This is a genomic window from Streptacidiphilus sp. ASG 303 (genome assembly GCF_020991365.1).
In the GTDB taxonomy this organism is placed as follows: domain Bacteria; phylum Actinomycetota; class Actinomycetes; order Streptomycetales; family Streptomycetaceae; genus Peterkaempfera.
In genome coordinates, this window is the sequence record NZ_JAJLRA010000002.1 from 278,532 (window position 1) to 293,788 (window position 15,257).

18 protein-coding genes are annotated in these 15,257 nt (G+C 77.9%); 2 read left to right on the plus strand and 16 right to left on the minus strand.

Going from position 1 to position 15,257, the window contains the following annotated elements:
- Positions 1–98: 98 nt before the first annotated feature.
- From LO771_RS03905 to hisI, 12 genes are all read right to left on the minus strand, one after another.
- Positions 99–1,070: a thioredoxin domain-containing protein gene (locus LO771_RS03905; protein ID WP_230648159.1), complete on the minus strand. Its 972-nt coding sequence runs from the start codon at positions 1,068–1,070 to the stop codon at positions 99–101.
- Between the two features lie 79 nt (positions 1,071–1,149).
- Complete coding sequence (locus tag LO771_RS03910; RefSeq protein WP_230648160.1) at positions 1,150–1,695, minus strand: MauE/DoxX family redox-associated membrane protein; 546 nt, start codon at positions 1,693–1,695, stop codon at positions 1,150–1,152.
- A gap of 283 nt (positions 1,696–1,978) precedes the next feature.
- Entirely contained in the window at positions 1,979–2,944 is a 966-nt protein-coding gene (locus tag LO771_RS31240) for a thioredoxin domain-containing protein (RefSeq protein WP_230648161.1), read from the minus strand.
- A 293-nt stretch (positions 2,945–3,237) separates the two neighbouring features.
- Entirely contained in the window at positions 3,238–4,068 is an 831-nt protein-coding gene (trpA, locus tag LO771_RS03920) for a tryptophan synthase subunit alpha (protein WP_230648162.1), read from the minus strand.
- A gap of 2 nt (positions 4,069–4,070) precedes the next feature.
- Positions 4,071–5,357 carry a tryptophan synthase subunit beta gene (gene trpB / locus LO771_RS03925; RefSeq protein ID WP_230648163.1) on the minus strand — a complete coding sequence of 429 codons (1,287 nt, stop codon included), beginning with the start codon at positions 5,355–5,357 and terminating at the stop codon, positions 4,071–4,073.
- A 143-nt stretch (positions 5,358–5,500) separates the two neighbouring features.
- Positions 5,501–5,668, minus strand: coding sequence for a tryptophan biosynthesis modulator TrpM (gene trpM, locus LO771_RS31590; protein ID WP_374228058.1), 168 nt, complete (start codon positions 5,666–5,668; stop codon positions 5,501–5,503).
- A gap of 10 nt (positions 5,669–5,678) precedes the next feature.
- On the minus strand, positions 5,679–6,488 hold the full coding sequence (trpC, locus tag LO771_RS03930) for an indole-3-glycerol phosphate synthase TrpC (protein WP_230648164.1): 810 nt from the start codon (positions 6,486–6,488) through the stop codon (positions 5,679–5,681).
- A 185-nt stretch (positions 6,489–6,673) separates the two neighbouring features.
- Entirely contained in the window at positions 6,674–7,132 is a 459-nt protein-coding gene (locus LO771_RS03935; protein ID WP_230648165.1) for a DUF2752 domain-containing protein, read from the minus strand.
- A gap of 375 nt (positions 7,133–7,507) precedes the next feature.
- Positions 7,508–7,717 carry an HGxxPAAW family protein gene (locus LO771_RS03940; protein WP_230648166.1) on the minus strand — a complete coding sequence of 70 codons (210 nt, stop codon included), beginning with the start codon at positions 7,715–7,717 and terminating at the stop codon, positions 7,508–7,510.
- 188 nt (positions 7,718–7,905) lie between these two features.
- Complete coding sequence (locus LO771_RS03945) at positions 7,906–8,544, minus strand: TIGR02234 family membrane protein (RefSeq protein ID WP_374228069.1); 639 nt, start codon at positions 8,542–8,544, stop codon at positions 7,906–7,908.
- Between the two features lie 229 nt (positions 8,545–8,773).
- Positions 8,774–10,318 (minus strand): anthranilate synthase component I, encoded by a 1,545-nt coding sequence (locus LO771_RS03950; protein ID WP_230648167.1) that lies wholly within the window; start codon positions 10,316–10,318, stop codon positions 8,774–8,776.
- A gap of 93 nt (positions 10,319–10,411) precedes the next feature.
- Positions 10,412–10,873 (minus strand): phosphoribosyl-AMP cyclohydrolase, encoded by a 462-nt coding sequence (hisI, locus tag LO771_RS03955; protein ID WP_230648168.1) that lies wholly within the window; start codon positions 10,871–10,873, stop codon positions 10,412–10,414.
- Between the two features lie 172 nt (positions 10,874–11,045).
- Here hisI and LO771_RS03960 point away from each other — a divergent pair, with 172 nt between their 5' ends.
- Both LO771_RS03960 and LO771_RS03965 read left to right on the plus strand, forming a co-directional pair.
- A complete protein-coding gene (locus tag LO771_RS03960) occupies positions 11,046–11,657 on the plus strand; it encodes a hypothetical protein (RefSeq protein WP_230648169.1) in 612 nt (203 codons plus the stop codon).
- A gap of 134 nt (positions 11,658–11,791) precedes the next feature.
- A complete protein-coding gene (locus tag LO771_RS03965; protein ID WP_230648170.1) occupies positions 11,792–12,439 on the plus strand; it encodes a TIGR03085 family metal-binding protein in 648 nt (215 codons plus the stop codon).
- Positions 12,440–12,557: 118 nt separating this feature from the next.
- Here the strand turns inward: LO771_RS03965 and hisF are convergent, their stop codons facing one another.
- The 4 genes from hisF to hisH form a co-directional block, all read right to left on the minus strand.
- On the minus strand, positions 12,558–13,328 hold the full coding sequence (gene hisF, locus LO771_RS03970) for an imidazole glycerol phosphate synthase subunit HisF (RefSeq protein ID WP_230648171.1): 771 nt from the start codon (positions 13,326–13,328) through the stop codon (positions 12,558–12,560).
- The gene (locus tag LO771_RS03975) at positions 13,328–13,762 is read right to left on the minus strand and encodes a RidA family protein (RefSeq protein ID WP_230648172.1); all 435 of its coding nucleotides are present in this window, start codon (positions 13,760–13,762) and stop codon (positions 13,328–13,330) included. Before LO771_RS03975 ends, hisF begins: the two co-directional genes overlap by 1 nt.
- Positions 13,759–14,487 carry a bifunctional 1-(5-phosphoribosyl)-5-((5-phosphoribosylamino)methylideneamino)imidazole-4-carboxamide isomerase/phosphoribosylanthranilate isomerase PriA gene (gene priA, locus LO771_RS03980; protein ID WP_230648173.1) on the minus strand — a complete coding sequence of 243 codons (729 nt, stop codon included), beginning with the start codon at positions 14,485–14,487 and terminating at the stop codon, positions 13,759–13,761. The genes LO771_RS03975 and priA overlap by 4 nt, the downstream gene beginning before the upstream one ends.
- A gap of 71 nt (positions 14,488–14,558) precedes the next feature.
- On the minus strand, positions 14,559–15,194 hold the full coding sequence (gene hisH, locus LO771_RS03985) for an imidazole glycerol phosphate synthase subunit HisH (RefSeq protein WP_230648174.1): 636 nt from the start codon (positions 15,192–15,194) through the stop codon (positions 14,559–14,561).
- Positions 15,195–15,257: the final 63 nt, after the last annotated feature.

Below are 15,257 nucleotides of genomic sequence, written 5' to 3' on the forward strand. Positions count from 1 at the left end.
GCCCGGCGCGGCGCGTCCGTAACGGTTGGGGCGCGACCCGCGGCGGCCGGGGTGGAACCCGCGCCGCCGCCGGGGCGGGAGGCGGCGCGGGGGCCGGGTCAGCGGGTGGACGCGGGGGCCGTGGACGCGGCGGCTCCGGGCGCGAGCGGGGCCGCGGCGGGGGCCGGGGACACTGCGGCCGGGGACGCGGCGGGCCGGTGGTGCCGGCGGGCCGTCCTGCCGTGCGCCTTCGCGGCGGGGCTCGCCGAGGGGCCGGCGGCGGGGGACGCCGCCGGGGAGGCCGGGGTGCCGAGCCGCTTGCCCTTGTTGGCGGCGTCCACCCAGGCCGTCAGGTTGGCCGGGGTGATGTCCTGGCCGCCCTTGCGGGGGAAGACCGACTCGCCGTTGAGCAGCACGGTGGGGGTGGAGGTGAAGCCGGACTTGTCGAAGTCCTGCTGGACGGCCGAGACCCAGCCGCCGTAGGTGTTCCCGTTCACGCAGGCCCGGAAGGCGGGCGTGTCGAGGCCGGGCACCTTGCCGGCCAGGGAGATCAGGGCGCCGCGGTTGCTCCAGGGGTCCTCGGTCTCCGGCGGCTGGTTGGCGTACAGGACGTTGTGGTACGCCCGGAACCTCCCGGCGTCCTGGGCGCAGGCGAGGGCGTTCGCGCCGTTCTTGGAGCCGGTGCCGCTGTCGTGGCGGTCGATGAAGGAGACGATGTGGTAGTTCGCCACGATCTTCCCCTCGTCCTTGAGCCTGTCCACGGTGGGCCGGAAGGCCTTCTCGAAGAGCTGGCAGGCCGGGCAGCGGGGGTCCTCGTACACGGTGAGGGTCGCGGGGGCGTTGGCGGCGCCGTCGGGGATGACAAGCTTCCGGTCGCCGACGGCGCCGGAGGGGGCGGCCACCGGGGTCTCGGGCTGGCTGCGCCGGGACTGGACGGCGACGCCCACGCCGACGGCGACCGCGACCACGGCGACCACCGAGCCCAGCACCACCAGCTTCCGCTTCCGCCGGGCGCGGTCCTCCTGGGCCTGGCGTTCGGCTGCGAGCCTCTCGCGGGCGCTGCGCTTGCCGTCTCGGTTCTTCTCACTCATCTGCATGGGCTGCCTTGCCGGTCGCGAAGGGGGTGGGGTGGGAGGGGCCGGGGAGGGGGGAGGGCGGGGCCGGCCGGGGTCAGGAGTTCAGCCACGCGTCCGCGGAGAGGCGGCTGCGCGGCCTCCACACGAGCCAGGCGGCCACCAGGAGCAGGCCGGTGTCGCGGAGGATCTCCTGGAGGTACCGGGTCTGCGAGGCGGCGACCTGGCCGCCGCCGCCGAAGCAGCCGCAGTCGATGGTCAGGCCGCGGGCCCAGACCGAGCCGATGCCGGCGATGAAGACCAGCAGCAGCGCGGCGGAGAGGACGGCCGCGGCCCGGACGCCGAGGCCGGCGAGGAGCAGCAGGGCCAGGGCCAGCTCCAGGAAGGGCAGGCCGTAGCCGACGGGCTTGACCAGGGCCTCCGGGAGCAGGCGGTAGGCGCGGACGGCCTGGGCGGCCTCGGCCGGATCGGCGACCTTGGCCAGGCCCGCCCAGGTCCACACGGCGGCCAGGGCGAGGCGCGCGGCGGTGGACGCCCACGCGGCACCGGGTCCGTCGAGGGCGCGCCGCAGCCGGCCCCCCGCCGGTGCCGGGCGCGTGGCGGCGGGGCCCCGGGCGAGCATGGCGTCCTGCGGTGCGGTCATCGGTGGTCCCCCTCGGAGAGAGCGCGGCCCGGGTCGTCGCGGGCGTGGTGCGGTCGGGTGCGGCTGCTGCGGCTGCGGCGTCCGCTGCGGCGGTGGAGCGGTGGGACGGTGGGGCGGTGGAGCGGTCGGGCGGTCGGGCGGCCTGGCGGGAGGGTGCCCGTCGTGGAACCTGCCACGTGGGCACCGGCTCCCCCCAGGGCCGCAGGTCCCGATGTGCGGGGCCGTGGCGCACCGGCCCGGGGGGTGCGCTGCGGAGTGCGCCGCGGGCCGGCGGCGCGCGGGGTCAGCGGCGCGCCTGCGCCAGCAGGAAGGCCCGCAGCGCGCCGGGATCGCCGGCCAGGTCCGGCCGGGCCGCCAGGTCGACCGGCCGCCCGTTCACGACCATGCCGGGCGTGCCGTAGCCGGCGCGGCGGCCGTGGCGCTCGTACGCCCGCTGCGCCGCGGCCGCCCAGGGGGCGTACCGCCGGGTGCGCACGGCCCGGTCGAAGGCGGGCCCGCGCAGGCCCGGCACCCGGGAGGCGAGGGCGAGGAGGCGGCCGACGGTGTAGCCGTCCTCCTGCTCGGGGGGCTGCTCCGCGTAGAGCAGGGCGTTGTAGAGCGGGAAGCCGCCGGCCGCCAGGGCGGCGCGGGCGGCGTTGGCCGCCCGGTGGGCGCCGTCGCCGGGGAGCCGCACGTCGAGGGAGGACTCCACGACACGGCGGACGAGGACGGTGCCGGCGGCGGCGAGCCGGGCCAGCACCGCGCCCTGAGCCTCCTCGAAGCGGCGGCAGTCGGGGCAGCGGTAGTCCTCGTACAGGGTGACGGTGACCGGGGCGCCGGCGCGGCCGACGTCGATCGCGGCCCCGTCGCGGTCCAGGCGGGCGGGCAGCGCCCGCAGGACGGCCGCGGCGGGCACGTCCGGCAGGCCGGGCCGGACGGCGGGGCTACCCTCGGCCGCGGCACCGGGCACGGCGCCCGCCAGGCCGGGGGCGGTGAGCCCGGGGGCGGTGAGCGGGGTGCCCGGGAGCGCCGGGGCGGTGAGCGGGGCGCCGGGCGGCCGGCCGGTGAGGGCGGCGCGCAGGGCGTCCTCGGCGCGGCTGGCGCGGACCTCGGAGACGGCGCGCGCCCGCAGCAGCGCCTCCGAGCGGCCCGTCGCCTCGGCGCCGCGGTGGGCCAGGGCCCGGCCGACGGCGGCCTCGCCTCCGACGGCGGCGACCAGGGCGGTGACCGCCACGACGGCTCGCAGGAGTCTGGGCTGGTACCGGGGCACGGACGATCCTCTCGCTGACGTCTCGCCGGCAGGCCCCCGCGGGGATCGGGGCGGCGGCGCCCGGGGAGGGAGGGCGCCGCCGAACCTGCCGCAGGGTCAACGAACGGTCACGCACCGTGGTTGCGCGGCCGCCTCCCGGTCCACCCGTACGGGGGACCGGGAGGCGGGCCCGGACGGCCCCGACCGCCGGGGGCGCCGGAAATCCCGGGACACCCCGGGGCACCCCGGGACACGCGCACGGCCCGCCGCCCCGTGGGGCGGCGGGCCGTGCGGCGTGCGGCGTGCGTGCGGGCTCAGCGGCGGCGGACTCCGGCGGCCAGGTCGGCGGCGAGGGCGCGGACGGCGGCGAGGCCGGCCTCCTCGTCCTCCCCCGCGTCGAGCAGGCGCTGCACGAAGGCGGAGCCGACGATGACGCCGTCGGCGAAGGCCGCGACCTGCGCGGCCTGCTCGGCGGTGGAGACGCCGAGGCCGACGCAGACCGGCAGGTCGGTGGCGGCCTTGGTCCGCTTGACCAGGTCCTCGGCGAGGTGGCCGACCTGGTTGCGGGTGCCGGTGACGCCCATGACGGCGGCGGCGTAGACGAAGCCGCTGCCGGCGGCGGTGATCTGCGCGAGCCGGTCGTCGCGGCTGCTGGGGGCGACGACGAAGACGGTGTCCAGGCCGTGCTCGGCGGCGGCGGCCCGCCACTCCCCCGACTCCTCGACCGGCAGGTCGGGCAGGATGCAGCCCGCTCCCCCGGCGGCGGCCAGGTCGGCGGCGAACCGGGCGGCGCCGTAGTGGTCCACCGGGTTCCAGTACGTCATGACCAGGACGGGGGCGTCCACGGCCGCGGCGACCTCGCGGACGGTGCGCAGCACGTCGGCGATGCGGACGCCGCCGCGCAGGGCGATGTCGTCGGCGGTCTGGATGGTGGGGCCGTCGAGGACCGGGTCGGAGTGCGGCAGGCCGATCTCGACGGCGTCGCAGCCGCCCTCGACCAGGGCGCGGGCGGCGCGGATGCCGCCCTCGACGGTGGGGAAGCCGGCGGGGAGGTAGCCGACGAGGGCGGCGCGGCCCTCGGCCCGGGCGGCGGCGAGGGCGGCGCTCAGGCGGGTGGGGGCGGCGGTGTTCGGGGTGGTGGTCACGGTCACTTCCCTGCCTTCTCGTCGGCCTCGGTGGCGACGGCGCGGTCGGACGGGGCGCCGGGCTCGCGGCCCGGGTCGTCGAGCAGGCCGAAGTACTCGGCGGCGGTGTGCATGTCCTTGTCGCCGCGGCCGGAGAGGTTGACCAGGATGACGGCGTCGGGGCCGAGCTCGCGGCCCAGCTCCAGGGCGCCGGCCAGGGCGTGGGCGGACTCGATGGCCGGGATGATGCCCTCGGTGCGGGAGAGCTGGAGCAGCGCCTGCATGGCCTGGTCGTCGGTGACCGGGCGGTACTCGGCGCGGCCGGTGTCCTTCAGCCAGGAGTGCTCGGGGCCGATGCCGGGGTAGTCCAGGCCGGCGGAGATCGAGTGGCTCTCGACCGTCTGGCCGTCCTCGTCCTGGAGCATGTAGCTGCGGGCGCCGTGGAGGACGCCGGGGCTGCCCTTGGTGAGGGTGGCGGCGTGGCGGGAGGTGTCGACGCCCTCGCCCGCGGCCTCGCAGCCGACCAGGCGGACCCCGGTGTCGGGGATGAACTCGTGGAAGATGCCCATGGCGTTGGAGCCGCCGCCGACGCAGGCGACGACGGCGTCGGGAAGGCGGCCGGTGCGCTCCAGGACCTGGGCGCGGGCCTCTTGGCCGATGACGCGGTGGAAGTCGCGGACCATCATCGGGAACGGGTGGGGTCCGGCGACGGTGCCGAAGAGGTAGTGGGTGGAGTCGACGTTGGCGACCCAGTCGCGGAACGCCTCGTTGATGGCGTCCTTGAGGGTGCGGCTGCCGGACTTCACGGCGACGACCTCGGCGCCCAGCATGCGCATGCGGGCGACGTTGAGGGCCTGGCGCTGCGTGTCGACCTCGCCCATGTAGACGGTGCAGTCGAGGCCGAAGAGGGCGCAGGCGGTGGCGGTGGCGACGCCGTGCTGGCCGGCGCCGGTCTCCGCGATGACGCGGGTCTTGCCCATGCGCCGGGTCAGCAGGGCCTGCCCGAGCACGTTGTTGATCTTGTGCGATCCGGTGTGGTTGAGGTCCTCGCGCTTGAGCAGGATGCGGGCGCCGCCCGCGAGCCCGGAGAAGCGGCGGACGTCGGTGAGCGCGCTGGGCCGGCCGGTGTAGTCCCGGTTCAGGGCCTCCAGCTCGGCGGCGAACGCCGGGTCGGCCTTGGCCTTCTCGTACTCCTCGGCGACCTGCTCGACGGCGGCGACCAGCGCCTCCGGGATGAAGCGGCCGCCGAAGCGCCCGAAGTAGCCGCGGGCGTCCGGAACCTGCGCTGCGGTGGAATGGTCCGTGGACATGACGGATCCCTCCGTGTCCTGTGGGTGGGCCGATGGCGGTGGCGGTACCGGCCGCGGTGCGGCGGTACCGGCGGCGTGCGGCCGGGGCGCCCGTGCGTCGGGCCCCTCCCCCTCCGGTCGGGGGTGCGCGGGGGCGCGGGCCCTCAGGCCCGGTGGTCCCGCTGCCGCGTCCGGCGGCGCCATCGGCGGCCCTGGACCTGGCCCGGCTCGCAGCCGATGACGTACCGCACGCGGCGGCCGCGGACGCGGCGCGCCGGGGCGCGGCAGCCGCGGGGGCGGCAGCCGGGTGCGTGGCGGGCGGAGAGGGACATGGGCTTCGGGTCAGCCCCGCCCGTGACGCAGGGCCGGGTGGGCGCCGGCCGCGACGAGGTCGGCGACGGCGGCCTTGGGGTCGCCGCCGGTGACCAGGGACTCGCCGACGAGGACGGCGTCGGCGCCGTCGTTGGCGTAGGCGATGAGGTCGTGGGGGCCGCGCACGCCGGACTCGGCGACCTTGACGACGTGGTCCGGGATGCTCGGGGCCACGTTCGCGAAGGTGTTGCGGTCGACCTCCAGGGTCTTGAGGTTGCGGGCGTTGACCCCGATGATGCGGGCCCCGGCGTCGACGGCGCGCGCGACCTCCTCCTCGTCGTGGACCTCGACCAGCGGGCTGAGCCCGATCGACTCGGCGCGCTCGATCAGCGACACCAGGGCGGGCTGGTCGAGGGCGGCGACGATCAGCAGGGCGAGGTCGGCGCCGTGCGCCCGGGCCTCCCACAGCTGGTAGGAGCTGACGATGAAGTCCTTGCGCAGGACGGGGGTGTCCACGGCGGCGCGGACGGCGTCGAGGTCGGCGAGGGAGCCGCCGAAGCGGCGCTGCTCGGTGAGGACGCTGATGGCGGCGGCGCCGCCGGCCTCGTAGTCGCGGGCGAGCCCGGCGGGGTCGGCGATGGCGGCGAGGGCGCCCTTGGAGGGGCTGGAGCGCTTGACCTCGCAGATCACGCGGACGCCGTCGCCGCGGAGGGCGGCGACGCCGTCCTTGGCCTGCGGGGCGCGGGCGGCGCGGGCCTTGAGCTCGTCCAGGGAGACGCGGGCCTGGCGCTCGGCGAGGTCCTCGCGGACTCCGTCGATGATCTCGTCGAGCACGCTCACGGGGGGCGCCCCTTCTCTCGGACGTACGGGTGGTCGCGGCCTGCGGGACGGGCGCGGGGATCGGGGATCCGCCGGGTCCGGGGCGCGGCCGGTCCTTCGATGGTATCGGCAGAGCGGCGCACAGCCCGCATCAGGACCGTCGCGGTCTCGCCGGTCGGACGCGCCGGGGCGGCCGTGCGGGCAGGTCAGGGCGCCAGCGAGGCCCCCGTGGGCAGGTTGCGGACGACGGTGAACGCGGCTGCCGCGGCGATCAGCAGGACGGCGTGGCGGCGGGTGGGGGCGGGCGCGCGGACCGGCCGTCCGGTGGCGGCCGCGGCGGTCCAGCGCAGCCACAGGAGGGCGGCGGCGGACAGGGCGAGGACCGCGAGCAGGTTGTCGTGGAGGGCCTCGGTGAGGTGGCCGTGGGTGAGGGCGTGGACGCAGCGCAGGCCGCCGCAGCCGGGGCACCACCAGCCGGTGGCCTGCAGGAAGGGGCAGACGGGGTAGCGGCCGGGGGCGTTCGGGTCGACCGCGGCGACGTAGAGCGTGGGGAGGGCGACCGCGACGAGGGCCGCCAGCGGGGCGGCCAGGCGGCGGGCGGCGGAGGGGCGGCCGGTGCGGCGGGGGCCGGGCCGGCGGGGGGTGGGGGCTGCCGGGGCGTTCACGCCACGATTCTGCCCCTGCCGGCGTCCGGCGGGAGGGATGCGGGGCCCTGGGGGCCGGGAGTCGCCGGGACGGGGCGCGCGGGCGGGGGCCCGTCGCAGGGGCCGAGGGGGTGTGGGCCGCCGGGGGCGGCCGTCCGGGACTGGTGCGGGCGGGCTCCGTACGGGCGGGAGCCGTGCGGCCCGGACCGCCGACGGGCCGCCGGGCCGGGCGGACCGGGCGGGCGGTCGGGCGGACCGGGCGGGCGGTCGGGCGGACCGGGCGGGCGGTCGGGCGGACCGGGCGGGCGGTCGGGCGGACCGGGCGGGCGGCGGCCCCGGGCCGGCGGCCCGGGGCCGCCCGCTGCGGCGGGCCCGGTGCTGCGGGACCCGGGCGCGTCAGTGGCCGGAGGTCGCGGGCCGCTTGCCGAGGCCGGCCATCTGCATCGCCTTGCCGATCACGGCCGAGGCCAGGGTCAGGGCGATGCCGACCCAGAAGAGCCACGGGGTGGCGGCCACGACGGCCATGCCCGCCACGATGAAGCCGATGAAGGCGATGATGACGCCGGTCCATGCGGCGGGGGTGTGGCCGTGGGCTGATGCCGACATTGCTGGTGCTCCTTGCTGCCGGTAGGGGCGGTGTCCGGCGCCCTGGAGCTGGTGCGGGGCGACGGACGGGTTCTCGCTGACATTCTCCCCGACCGCCGGGGGTGCGGCCGACCGGGGGTCGGCCGGGGCCCGGAGGGCGCCCACGGGGCGGGCGCGAGCCGTGCGGGGGCAGGGGCGGGGCCGCCGGTTCAGCGGGGGGCGGTGGGGTCCTCGCCGCGGTCCAGGGCGTTCCACAGGTCGGCGGGGGTGGCCTCGCGCCGGGGCGCGCGGGCCCGGCCGGCGGGTGCGTCGTACCGGCTGGACATCGAGGGCCAGTCCCGGCCCCGCAGCAGCGTCAGCAGCCCGGCGGCGCAGAGCAGGACGCCGCCGGCGACGGCGAGCCAGGGCCACGCGGTGTGGGTGACCCGGGTGGCGGAGGCGGCGGCCAGGGCGGTGCTGCGCGCGGCCTCGGCGTCGACGGCGGCGGTGTCCGCGGCGCCGAGGGCCGCCGCGACGGCGGCGCCGGCCCCGGCGAGGGCGACCAGCGCGCCGACCGCGAGGCGCCCGGCGCGGCGGACGGCGAGGACGGCCACGGCGGAGGCCAGGCCGACCAGGGCCAGCGCGCCGGGCACCCCGGAGACCTGGCGGCCGGTGACGGACAGGTGCGCCCGGCCGAGGCCGGCGGCGCTGCCCTCGGCCCAGGTGCGGCCGACGGCCCAGAGCACCAGCACCGCGCCCGCGAGGGTGAGCAGCAGCATCAGCGCGAGGCTGCGGCGGCCGCCGCGGACGGGGGCGGTGCCGGGGGTGCCGGCCCGGGCGGCGTCCGGGGCGTCCGGGGCGTCCGGGATGCCGGCGGGCCCGGCGTCAGGGGCGCCGGCACGGGCCCGGGTGCCGGGGGCGGCTGCGGCCTGGGGGTCGGGCGTGGCGTTCACCGGTCCAGTGTCGCCCCTCTCCCGGCGGACCGGGCCACCGGGCCCCCGCGGGGCCGGCCGCCGGGGCCGGCACCGCAGGGGTTCGCAGGAGGTTCGCAGGGGTTCGCAGGGGGTCCGACGGGTTCGGAGGAGCGGTCCGGGGGGTTCAGCGGGGCGGGCGGAGGGTGGCGGCGGTGGCGACGGCCCGCAGGACCGCCGCGGCCTTGTTGCGGCACTCGGCGTCCTCGCTCGCCGGGTCGGAGTCGGCGACCACGCCCGCCCCGGCCTGCACGTAGGCGGTGCCGTCGCGCAGCAGGGCGGTGCGGATGGCGATGGCGGTGTCGGAGTCGCCGGCGAAGTCCAGGTAGCCGACGCAGCCGCCGTACAGGCCGCGCCGGGTGGGCTCCAGCTCCTCGATGATCTGCATGGCGCGGGGCTTGGGGGCGCCGGAGAGCGTGCCGGCGGGGAAGCAGGCGGTGAGCACGTCGAAGGCGGTGCGGCCGGGGGCGACGCGGCCGGTGACGGTGGAGACGATGTGCATGACGTGGCTGTACCGCTCGACCGACATGAAGTCGACGACCTCGACGCTGCCCGGTTCGCAGACCCGGCCGAGGTCGTTGCGGCCGAGGTCGACGAGCATGAGGTGCTCGGCGCGCTCCTTGGGATCGGCGAGCAGCTCGGCGGCGAGGTCTGCATCCTCCTGCGGGGTGGCGCCGCGGTGGCGGGTGCCGGCGATGGGGTGCAGCACGGCCTGGCCGTCGGCGACCTTGACCAGGGCCTCCGGGCTGGAGCCGACGACGTCGAAGCCGCCCTCGGCGGCGCCGTCGGGGCCGGGGAAGCGGAAGAGGTACATGTACGGGCTGGGGTTGGTGGTCCGCAGCACCCGGTAGACGTCGAGGGCGCTCGCCGGGCAGGGCGCCTCGAACCGCTGGGAGGGGACGACCTGGAAGGCGTCGCCGGCCCGGATGTGCTCCTTGACGGCCTCCACCGCGCGGCGGAACGGCTCGCCGCCGAAGGGCGAGACGGCGTCGGCGGGGGCGGTGGGGGTGAGCACGGAGGCGTGGGTGTCGACCGGCCGGGCCAGGTCGGCGGTCATGGCGTCGAGGCGGGCGACGGCGTCGCGGTGGGCGGCGTCGACGCCCGAGGGCAGGCCGTCGTGGTTGACCGCGTTGGCGATGAGCAGCACCGTGCCGTCGGCGTGGTCGAGGACAGCCAGGTCGGTGGCGAGGAGCATGGTGAGCTCGGGGAGCCCCAGGTCGTCCGGCGTGAGGGAGGGGATCCGCTCCAGGCGGCGGACGACGTCGTACCCGAGGTAGCCGACCATGCCGCCGGTGAGCGGCGGCAGCTCGTCGGCGTCGTGGAGGTCGCGCGGGGTGTGAAGGGCGTCGACGGTGGCGCGCAGCACCTCCAGCGGGTCGCCGTCGAGGGGGATGCCGACGGGCGGGGTGCCGTGCCAGCGGGCGTTGCCGTCGGCGTCGGCGGTGAGGGCGGCGGCGCTGCGGACGCCGACGAAGGAGTAGCGGGACCACGAGCGGCCGTTCTCGGCCGACTCCAGCAGGAAGGTGCCGGGGCGTTCGGCGGCGAGCTTGCGGTACAGCCCGACGGGGGTGTCGCCGTCGGCGAGCAGGCGCCGCGTGACGGGGACGACCCGGCGGTCGGCGGCGAGCTTGCGGAAGGCGTCGAGGTCGGGGGTGACGGTGCCGGTGGCCATGGGGGTGAACCTCTTCGTCGGCGGGTCGGGCCGGCGCCGGGAGCGGGCCCTGCGGGCCTGCCGGGGGCCGGTGCGGGGTGCTGGGGCCGGGGACTACCGGGCGTCCGGCGCGGCGAGCGGCAGGACGTCGGCGTCGAAGCAGGTGCGGTCGCCGGTGTGGCAGGCGGCTCCGACCTGGTCGACGCGGACGAGCAGGGTGTCGCCGTCGCAGTCCAGGGCGACGGACTTCACGTGCTGCACGTGGCCGGAGGTGCCGCCCTTGACCCAGTACTCGCGGCGGCTGCGGCTCCAGTAGGTGCAGCGGCCGGTGGTGAGGGTGCGGTGCAGGGCCTCGTCGTCCATCCAGCCGAGCATGAGGACCTCGCCGGTGTCGTACTGCTGGGCGACGGCCGGGACGAGCCCGTCGGGGGTGCGCCGCAGGCGGGCGGCGACGGCGGGGTCGAGCGCGGTGCTGCCGGGGGCGGCGGGGCGGGCGGCGGCGGCCGTGCCGGGGGTGCTGGTGCCGGGGGTGCTGGTGCCGGACGGGCTGGTGCCGGACGGGCTGGTGCTGGACATGCCGCCCATTGTGTCAGGCCCGGGCGCCGCGGCCGGGTCGCGACCGGAGTGCGGACGGCCCGGCACCGTGCCGGACATGCCGGACATGCGGCACGGCGGCGGGTGACGGCGGGTCAGGCGGGCCCGCGGCGGCCCGTTCTGTGCGGCGCGCGGATGCGGCATCCTTCCCCCCATGAGCTTCACGCCGCCTCCGCCGCCTCCGATACCGCCCTCCCCGCCGGCCGGTCCGCCGGGCGGCCCGCGCACCCACCGGGGGGCCCGGATCGCGGCGGCCGCCGCGGGGGCGGTGCTGCTCGCGGCGGGGGCGGGCACCGCGCTGTACCTGGCGACGGGCCGCGACCCGGGCCGGGCGGCCGCCGCGCCGTCCCCGTCCGCGAGCACCCGCCCGGCGCCGCCGAGCGCCTCCCCGACGCCGGGCGACACCCCGGACCTGCCGTACGTGGTGCTCAAGCCCGGCACCTGCTTCGACCACCCCAACCTGACCAAGGGGCTGCGGAAGGTGGTCGTGCGGCCGTGCGACGGGCCCCACGACGGGGAGGCCGTCGCCGACGTGACGCTGAAGGGCGACTTCACCCGGGACAGCCAGATCTCCAAGGCCGTGTACCGGCAGTGCACGGCGGCGGGCAAGCGCACCGCGAACCGGCAGGGCGAGGGGCGCCGCTTCTACAGCTACGTCCTCACCCCTTCGGCGGAGCTGTACCGGCGCGGCTACGACCAGGCGACGTGCACCCTCACCGGCAGCGACCGGCCCGGCGGCGCGAAGCTCACCGCCAAGCTGCGCTGACCGCCGGGGCCCCGGGCCGGGCCCGCGCGGCCCGGCCCGGCCCGGGGGCGCCGCCGGGACCCGCCGGGACTCGCCGGGGGTCCGCCGCGGGTGCTCCGCTGACGGGGCGTCGGGGCGCGCGTAGGGTGGTGCGCATGTCGACGTACGCCCGTGGAGAGCGCCGGCGCCTGGCCGGCCTGCTGGAGGAGGCGGGGCCGCAGGCCCCGACGCTGTGCGAGGGGTGGACGGCCACCGACCTCGCCGCCCACCTGGTGGTGCGCGAGCGGCGGCCCGACGCCGCGCCCGGCATCGTCTTCCGCCCGCTCGCGGACTGGACCGCGAAGGTCCAGGCCGGGTACGCGGCGCGGCCCTGGCCGGAGCTGGTGGAACTGGTGCGCTCCGGGCCGGGGCGGTTCTCGCCGTTCGCCCTGCCGGGCGTGGACGAGGCCGCGAACACGGTGGAGTTCTTCGTCCACGCCGAGGACGTGCGCCGGGCCGGGCCGGAGTGGAAGCCCGAACCGGTCGACCCGGGCCTGGCGGAGGCGCTGTGGAAGGGCCTGCGCGTGCCGGCCCGGATGGAGGCGGGCCGCCGCTCCCCCGTGGGCCTGGTGCTGCGCCGCCCCGACGGGCAGACCGTCGTGGCCCGCAAGGGCGCGCCCGTGGTGACCGTGGTCGGCGAGCCGGCGGAGCTGCTGCTCTTCGCCTTCGGGCGCGGCGCGCGGGCCCGGGTCACGGCCGAGGGGGACCCGGACGTGGTGGCGCTGCTCGGGAACGCGCTGCCGCTGCCGCACACCGAGGGGTGACGGCGGGCGGCGGGCGGCCGCCGCCAGGAGACGGCCGCGGCCCGGACGGGGAGTCCCCGTCCGGGCCGCACGGCGTCCGCCGCGGCGCGCCGCCGGCCGGCTGCCGCGGCGCGGGCGGTCAGCGCACGGGGTGGCCGGCGCCGCGCAGGGCGTCCTTGACCTGGCCGATCCGCAGGTCGCCGAAGTGGAAGACGCTGGCGGCGAGGACCGCGTCGGCGCCCGCGCCGACGGCCGGGGCGAAGTCGCCGAGGCCCCCGGCGCCGCCGGACGCGATCACCGGGACGGTGACGGCCCTGCGGACGGCGCGCAGCATCTCCAGGTCGTAGCCGTCCTTGGTGCCGTCGGCGTCCATGGAGTTGAGCAGGATCTCCCCGGCGCCGAGGTCGGCGGCCTCGGCCGCCCACTCGACGGCGTCGATGCCGGTGCCGCGCCGCCCGCCGTGGGTGGTCACCTCGTACCCCGAGGGGGTCTCGGTGCCCTCGGGGCAGCGGCGGGCGTCGACGGAGAGCACCAGCACCTGGCGGCCGAAGCGGCGGGCGATCTCACGGATGAGCTCGGGCCGGGCGATGGCGGCGGTGTTGACGCCGACCTTGTCGGCGCCGGCCCGCAGCAGCCGGTCCACGTCGTCGCAGGTGCGGACGCCGCCGCCGACGGTGAGCGGGATGAAGACCTGCTCGGCGGTGCGGCGCACCACGTCGTAGGTGGTCTCCCGGTCCCCGGAGGAGGCCGTGATGTCGAGGAAGACCAGCTCGTCGGCGCCCTCGGCGTCGTAGACCTTGGCCATCTCGACGGGGTCGCCGGCGTCCCGCAGGTTCTGGAAGTTGACGCCCTTGACCACGCGGCCGGCGTCGACGTCCAGGCAGGGGATCACACGGACGGCGAGAGTCATCAGGTTCCTTCCTCGGCTGCGGAGGCCAGACGGGCGGCGAGGCCCGTGCGGTGGGCGTCGACCTCCACCTCGACCATCATGCGGGAGTCCAGCAGGGCGTCGACGACGACCATGGTGGAGGCGGGCCGCACGGAGCCGAAGAGCTCCTTGTGGGCGCGGCCGACCTCCTCGGTGTCCCGGACGTGGGTGAGGTACATCCGGGTGCGGACCACGTCCTCGGCTCCCAGGCCGAACCCCTTCAGGGCCTCCAGGGCGACGCCGAAGGCGTCCCGGGCCTGGCCGTGGGGGTCGCCCTCGTGCTGGACCATGCCGTTGTACCAGGCGGTGCACCCGGAGACGAGCACGAAGTCCCCGGCCGCGACGGCCCGGGCGAACCCGATCTCGTCCTCGTAGGGGGAGAATCCGGCGAGGCGTCGAGCGGCGCGGTCCGTCATGAAACAGCCTCCAGGGCCTCTTCGAGGGTGAACTTCTGCTCGTAGAGGGCCTTGCCCACGATGGAGCCCTCGACACCCTCGGGGACGAGGCCGGCGATGGCGCGCAGGTCGTCGAGGGAGGAGACGCCGCCGGAGGCGACGACCGGGCGGTCGGTGGCGGCGCAGACGTCGCGCAGGAGCTGGAGGTTGGGGCCGGTGAGGGTGCCGTCCTTGTCGACGTCGGTGACGACGTAGCGGGCGCAGCCGTCGGCGTCGAGGCGGGCGAGGACCTCGTACAGGTCGCCGCCGTCGCGGGTCCAGCCGCGGCCGCGCAGGGTGGTGCCGACGACGTCGAGGCCGACCGCGATCCGGTCGCCGTGCTCGGCGATGGCCTTGCGGACCCAGTCGGGGGACTCCAGGGCGGCGGTGCCGAGGTTGACGCGGCGGCAGCCGGTGGCGAGGGCGGCGCGCAGCGACGCGTCGTCGCGGATGCCGCCGGACAGCTCGACCTTGACGTCGAGGCGGCCGACGACCTCGGCGAGCAGCTCCCGGTTGGAACCGGTGCCGAAGGCGGCGTCGAGGTCCACCAGGTGGATCCACTCGGCGCCGGCCTCCTGCCAGGCGAGGGCGGCGGTGAGCGGCTCGCCGAAGGAGGTCTCGGTGCCGGACTCCCCCTTGACGAGGCGGACGGCCTGGCCGTCGCGGACGTCGACGGCGGGGAGGAGTTCGAGGCGGTGGGCGGACATGCGGGTGCGGCTCCGGGATCGGTGGCGGGGGTGGACGGGGACGGGGGCCGGACGGGAGGGGCGGGCGGGGCCTACAGCGAGCCGACCCAGTTGGCCAGGAGGGCGGCGCCGGCGTCGCCGGACTTCTCCGGGTGGAACTGGGTGGCGCTGAGCGGGCCGTTCTCCACGGCGGCGACGAACGGCTCGCCGTGGGTGGCCCAGGTGACCCGGGGCGCCCTGATCCTCTCGTTGGTGACGGCCAGCTCCCAGCGGCGGACGGCGTAGGAGTGGACGAAGTAGAAGCGGGCGTCGGCGTCGAGGCCGGCGAAGAGGGTGGAGCCGGCGGGCGCGTCCACGGTGTTCCACCCCATGTGCGGGATGACGGGGGCGTGCAGCGGCTCGACGGTGCCGGGCCACTCGTCGCAGCCGGCGGTCTCCTCGCCGTGCTCGACGCCGCGGGCGAAGAGGATCTGCATGCCGACGCAGATGCCGAGCACCGGGCGGCCGCCGGCCAGGCGGCGGCCGATGACCTGCTCGCCGCGGACGGCGCGCAGGCCCTGCATGCAGGCGGCGAAGGCGCCGACGCCGGGCACGAGCAGGCCGTCGGCGTCGAGGGCGGTCTGGAAGTCGGAGGTGACGGTGACCTCCGCGCCGGTGCGCTCGACGGCGCGCTGGGCGGAGCGGAGGTTGCCGGAGCCGTAGTCGAGGACGACCACGTGCTTGCCCATGTCGAGTCCTTGGGGGTCGAGTCCTGGGGGGCGGGTCCTGGGAGTGGGGGCCGGGTGCCGGGC